At 59.1% G+C, this 5,403-nt stretch carries 6 protein-coding genes; 5 read left to right on the forward strand and 1 reads right to left on the reverse strand.

Going from position 1 to position 5,403, the window contains the following annotated elements:
• The 3 genes from EN879_RS23150 to EN879_RS23165 form a co-directional block, all read left to right on the forward strand.
• Positions 1-750: GMC family oxidoreductase (locus tag EN879_RS23150; protein ID WP_245493855.1), on the forward strand; the 750-nt coding region annotated here is incomplete at its 5' end.
• A gap of 577 nt (positions 751-1,327) precedes the next feature.
• A complete protein-coding gene (locus EN879_RS23155; RefSeq protein WP_063170798.1) occupies positions 1,328-1,675 on the forward strand; it encodes a hypothetical protein in 348 nt (115 codons plus the stop codon).
• A gap of 439 nt (positions 1,676-2,114) precedes the next feature.
• Complete coding sequence (locus EN879_RS23165; RefSeq protein WP_063170799.1) at positions 2,115-2,612, forward strand: metallophosphoesterase family protein; 498 nt, start codon at positions 2,115-2,117, stop codon at positions 2,610-2,612.
• 228 nt (positions 2,613-2,840) lie between these two features.
• Here the strand turns inward: EN879_RS23165 and EN879_RS23170 are convergent, their stop codons facing one another.
• Positions 2,841-3,272, reverse strand: a complete 432-nt coding sequence (locus EN879_RS23170; protein ID WP_063170800.1) for a hypothetical protein — start codon at positions 3,270-3,272, stop codon at positions 2,841-2,843.
• Positions 3,273-3,575: 303 nt separating this feature from the next.
• On the opposite strand from EN879_RS23170, the gene EN879_RS23175 reads away from it, so the two are divergent.
• On the forward strand, positions 3,576-4,601 hold the full coding sequence (locus tag EN879_RS23175; RefSeq protein ID WP_224673147.1) for a glycosyltransferase family 2 protein: 1,026 nt from the start codon (positions 3,576-3,578) through the stop codon (positions 4,599-4,601).
• Positions 4,576-5,268, forward strand: a complete 693-nt coding sequence (locus EN879_RS23180; protein WP_063170896.1) for a class I SAM-dependent methyltransferase — start codon at positions 4,576-4,578, stop codon at positions 5,266-5,268. Before EN879_RS23175 ends, EN879_RS23180 begins: the two co-directional genes overlap by 26 nt.
• Positions 5,269-5,403 lie beyond the last annotated feature (135 nt).

The raw sequence follows: 5,403 nt of genomic DNA on the forward strand, positions 1-5,403 counted from the left end.
CTCACGGAGCGAGCGCAGCGGGAGCATTGCTTGCTCAACCAGATCTTCCGCACCCATCTCCCAGATCCAGCCGATCCCAGCCACAACGACCCGATCCTCTCGGCGATGTATCTCGTGAAAAGGACATTTCTCCCGAAACACCTCAGAGGTCGGCAGCAGCATTCAGTGACGCTGGACCAAAAGCTCGCGCACGTTCAGAACGTCGTATCGTCGCCAGTGCGCCTCGGGCGCTTCGGTTTGCGCTGGATGGCGAACAGAACTTTCGCACGGCGAAAGCTGCCCTCCATCGTATTGGGGCCGCGCGCCAATGGGGTCAATCTTGAGTTTCATTCGGAACAGGAGCCGAACCCCGCAAGCAGACTGACGTTGGTGAGCGAACGCGACCGATTGGGTATGCCGAAGCTGCGCGTCGATTGGAAAACCACGAGCAACGATCTCCAAAGCATCGCGCGCGCCTATCGACTGCTCGGTTGGAAGCTGGAGAAGATCGGAGCTACCATTTCAGGATTTGAACCTGGCCATGTGATCGAAATGGCAGGCAAATCAGGCGCCATGGACGGTCATCACCTCGGTACCACGCGAATGTCTGCGAGCCCGACCGACGGGGTTGTTGACGCTGAATGCCGAGTTCATGGACTGATGAACCTGCACATCGCGGGCGGCTCGGTTCTGGCAACATCCAGCCAGGCGAATCCCACCTTGACGATCTTGGCCCTTGGGCTCCGTCTCGCCGACAGGCTTCGCCGGTGATGATCACACCGGCAGCTGCTGAGTGACTGCGCCCAACTCGCGCCTAACGTGGGCTGCTTCATCACATTCGCAGGCCGCTTCCTGTGTGTCAGGCTATCTGCTGCCCGCACGTATCGCGGCAGCGTCTCTAGTTCGCGCCGCGCGAATGTGGGCAAGCTCGCCAGCGAGGCACGCATACTCGTTAGCTGGTGCTTAAGGCTCGTCCGCCACCTTCGCCATCGCTGTGCCATTAAGCGGCGAAAAACGACGCGACCGCGCAGCCTGTTGGCGGCTGTAAAGCATCCGAGCGCAGTTCGTTCGGCCTCGATTGGCGCCTTTTGCAAAGCGCCGTGCAAGAACCGTGGCTCGGAGCAGGCCTTACCCGACTGGAGTCGATAGCGAGGAGAGGAGTGCTTCGTTCAAAATCCCGCCATCGTGCCAACTTGCGCGCTTGATTGTTCCATTTCAGCACGTGCGCCGCTGTCTCCATTTTTGCGACCGCTTGCCCGAAGTCGGGGTTCCTTAAAATCAAAGCGGCCGCCTCGCAACTTCGGCCGTAGTCGTACGTTGTGCGATTCACTGCGTAGGAGTTCACAACATGCCGATAACAACCCGGAAGCAAAAGAGCGACTTTGCCAATGACAAACCCATCCCCGAGGAGGATGCTGCCGTACTCGAGAGCATCGCCGGCCACGAGGATAGACACGGTGCGGGACCGGGCGTTTTGGGGTCCCACGACATCGAACAGCCGATCGGCGCGCAGCCTCGAAGCGAGATCACGGGCCGTCACGACGAGGGAGCCGGCGCAAATGAAACGGTCGACGGGTTGAGCGAGACCGAAGAGATGACCCGCAGCTTCGCGGAAGACATCCCCACGGGATTAAGCGAAGGAGATGATGAAGACGTTCCGGTTTTTGAGCGAGGGCGGACCAGAACGGATCTTTGAACCAACGACAATGCTTCGCCCGCCGGCTCGGTGGCGTGGCCCTTAGAAGCGCCTCAGACTGGCTCACCCAAAAAACGCACCGCCGATCCCTCCCCACGCCGGCATGGAATTTATACAAACCCAGGAACGACATCAGGCGGCGGCGCTCAGCAGATTAGCAGATCCGAGGGGGAACAACCCGCCACGGTGATGGTTCGGTGGCATCAAAAAGTGATTGGGAACGATGGGTAAGAAGCCCAAACAGCCCTCAGAAGCCACGGCGGATCGTGAACAGGCGATCGAAGCGCTCTACTTTGCGCGCAAGTGCGGCCTCACCAAGGAGGAGGCACTCAAGATGCTCAGGGAAGCCCAAATCAGGATCGATGATGGACCCAAAAGGAGCTCCGGCAACCGAACTTAGAAGCGATCGTCGATCGCTCGTCTCAGCCAGCGGCGGCGCATGATCTTCTTCACCTCCGACACGCATTTCAACGATCCCCGTATTCTGCGGCTTGCCCCCCGCCCCTTCAGTTCATTGGCGGGGCATGACCAAGCACTGATTGAACTTTGGAACGAGACTGTTGCTCCAAGCGACGAGGTTTGGCACCTCGGCGACTTCGCCAAGGGATCTGCCGAGACAGTGTCTTCGCTGCTGTCCCGTCTCCACGGCACCAAGCACCTGATCATCGGCAACAACGACGGCGTGGTAACGCTCGGCGCTTCGGCTTGGGCTAGCGTGCAACACTACAAGGAGCTAACTGTCGAGGGCAGTTTCCTGGTTCTTTGCCACTACCCGTTCCGCACCTGGAACCAGATCGGCAAGAATTCAATAAACCTGCACGGCCATTCTCATGGCCGGCTGAAGCCAATGACGCGCCAGCACGATGTCGGGGTCGACGCCTGGGATTTTCGCCCAGTGACTTTTGCTGCCATTCAGGCCAGGCGCCGCGGAGGTTAGCGCAACAGAGGGCCGAGCGATCGACGTCTTCACGTCGTGATGTTAGCCGCAAAGAGAAGCCCAGAATCCTGCCCCTGGGAATGCAGCCTTGCCTGGAACGCACCGGAAGTAGAGCGCCCACCCGTCTGCGTGACAACTTTGGGGCCGAACCCCGTCGTCACCACGGCGGAGCGCTGGCGCGCCAGTCGTTCATCTCGGAACGAGCTTCAATCGCCGTCCTTGGCGACCTCAGTGCCACATTCTCTCTCTAAGCCACTTGAGAAACCTGTTCCCTCCGAGCGACCGGCGGACTCTAGCGGCAGCCCACTGCCCTCTGAACATGGTTCCGACATGGCAACTGCAGACGATGCCATGCAATTCCCCGTCAGACAGTTCGAAGAAGCGCTTTGCTTCCCCATAGGTGTCATCCTTCAGGCCTAACGCACGCAGTAGCGGGTCCTCGAAGGCCACTGTAATCGGCGAGCCCTCGCCGCGCGCCGCGTCGCGAGCTTCCCGCTTCAGATACTCAGTGCCGATAAGCGCTCTCAGGCGTCGCTCGGGATGTTGTTCCAGCAACTCAGCCCAGCGCTCGATGCGCTGTTGGCGGGTCATGATCGGGTATGTCGACAGGGGTTCTACATCTGCAATTGTCTGCAGTTGGCTGATAGTTTGGTGTTCCATCGTCGGCTCCTTTTGATCGAAGTCCCTTCCCCACAAAAATTATCGCGCGCCGACGCGCTGACAAGAGCTGGCAAGACGGCCTTACCCGACAATGGATTGCGAAATGACGAAACAGCGCATTGCTCCGCCGGCGCGCGAAACGATATCTCACTCCTAATCAGACCGAAGACGTTCCGAACGAACAGTTCGCCACCCGCCTACGGCAACTGTTAAATTAGTAACGTCTTATGGAACTTTGGGGCTGGCGTTTCATTCATCGGCATGGAGGCCAATGTGATCCAAGGTACCGGGACCGGAGCGAACGTGTCGCTGCGCTACTCACTGGTTCTGCCGATATACAACGAAGAACAAGTGCTGCCTCGCCTGGTCGAGCGCATCAGGTTGCTAATCCACCAGCTGGACGGTGAGACCGAGGCTATTTTCGTTGATGACGGAAGCCGCGACGGTAGCGTCAGATACCTTCGGTGCGTGGTTGCCGCCGAGCCTCGTTTTCGGCTGATCGAGCTTTCGCGCAATTTTGGGCATCAGATAGCAATTACAGCCGGTATGGACGCCGCCCAGGGGGATGCTGTCATCGTCATGGATGCCGACCTCCAAGACCCACCCGAGGTGGTCCTCGATCTGGTGGCGAAGTGGAAGGAAGGTTTCGAGATTGTCTATGCCCGGCGCGTTAAACGCGAAGGCGAATCCTTGTTCAAGCGCTTCACGGCAAGTCTCTTTTATCGCTTACTGGAAAAGATGACGACCGTCGACATTCCGCGCGACGTTGGAGATTTCCGGTTGGTCGGCCCCAAAGCGCTGAGAACTTTCAGACAGATGCCCGAACAGGATCGCTTCGTCAGGGGCATGTTTGGCTGGATGGGATTCAAGCAGGCGGCGGTGCCGTTCGAACGTCCAGCACGAGCCCTTGGCCAGACCAAATATCCATTCTGGAAGATGGTGCATCTTGCTGCTCACGCCATCGTCAGCTTCTCGGAACGGCCGCTGCGCCTGGCGCTCTGGGGTGGCTTGGCCATTTCTGCGCTGGCCGTCGCCTTTGGTGCGTTTGCAATTTATGCCTGGGCTTTTGAAACCGGCGTAGTTGCCGGCTGGACCTCGACCGTGATGATTGTATCGCTCCTGTGCGGCATCAACCTTTTCATGACCGGCGTAGTCGGGATGTATGTCGGAAGCATCCACGCCGAAGTGAAACGGCGCCCGCTTTACGTGATCGATCGCCTCACCGGCTTCGACCGGGCGATGCCTGCCGTTCCCGTCAAGAACCGACGATCGTCTCGAAAATCCCGGATTGGAGTGCCGGCCAATGTCCGAACTCTTCGACAGTTATAGATCGATCTATGACGAGACAGTCCAGGGATCGATCCAATTTTCAGGGCTTAAGCACGACTTCTTTCTTAAGGCCAAGGCCGAGTTTCTGCGACGCGTTGTGGTTGAACGAGGGCTGGGCTCTGATGGCTCTGGTGTGCGAGCGCTTGATGTCGGCTGCGGCGTAGGCGTTCTCCATCCATTTCTCAAAGGCGCCTTCGCGTCCCTGGACGGCTGCGACATCTCGCCGGACTCGATCCTGCGTGCCAGGGAGGAAAATCCTGGCGTCATGTACAAGGTCTGCTCCAGCCTGACCCTGCCATACGACAAGGGCGTCTTCGATCTGGCCTTCGCCAGCTGCGTCGTCCATCATGTACCGCCAGCTTCCTGGCTTGAGTTCGTACGCGAGATGCGGCGCGTCCTTCGCCCGGGCGGTGTCGCCTGCATCATCGAGCATAATCCCTATAACCCGCTGACGCGTCTGGCTGTGTTCCGGTGTCCCTTCGACCGAGATGCCGTGCTGCTCAGCGCAGCCAAAACAGCGTCACTCTTGCAGATGACAGGCTTCACGAACATCCGGTCCGAGCACTTCCTGCTGCTGCCGTCAGGCAGACCGTTTGCCCGAAACGTCGAGCGCATGCTCGCCCGCCTGCCGTTGGGAGCACAGTATGTGTCTAGTGCGCGTGCCTGAGCACCTGCCTCCCGGCGACGCGCTCACGCTGCTGGCACGATTCGGCATGGTCGGCATCTCTGCCACAATTCTGTATGCCGCTTTGGTTGCCGCTTTTTCCAAATCGCAACTGCTCGGTTTCACGCCCGTCCAGGC

Origin of the sequence: Mesorhizobium sp. M7A.F.Ca.AU.002.02.1.1 (assembly GCF_003998535.1) — a bacterium.
Taxonomy (GTDB): Bacteria; Pseudomonadota; Alphaproteobacteria; order Rhizobiales; family Rhizobiaceae; genus Mesorhizobium; species Mesorhizobium ciceri.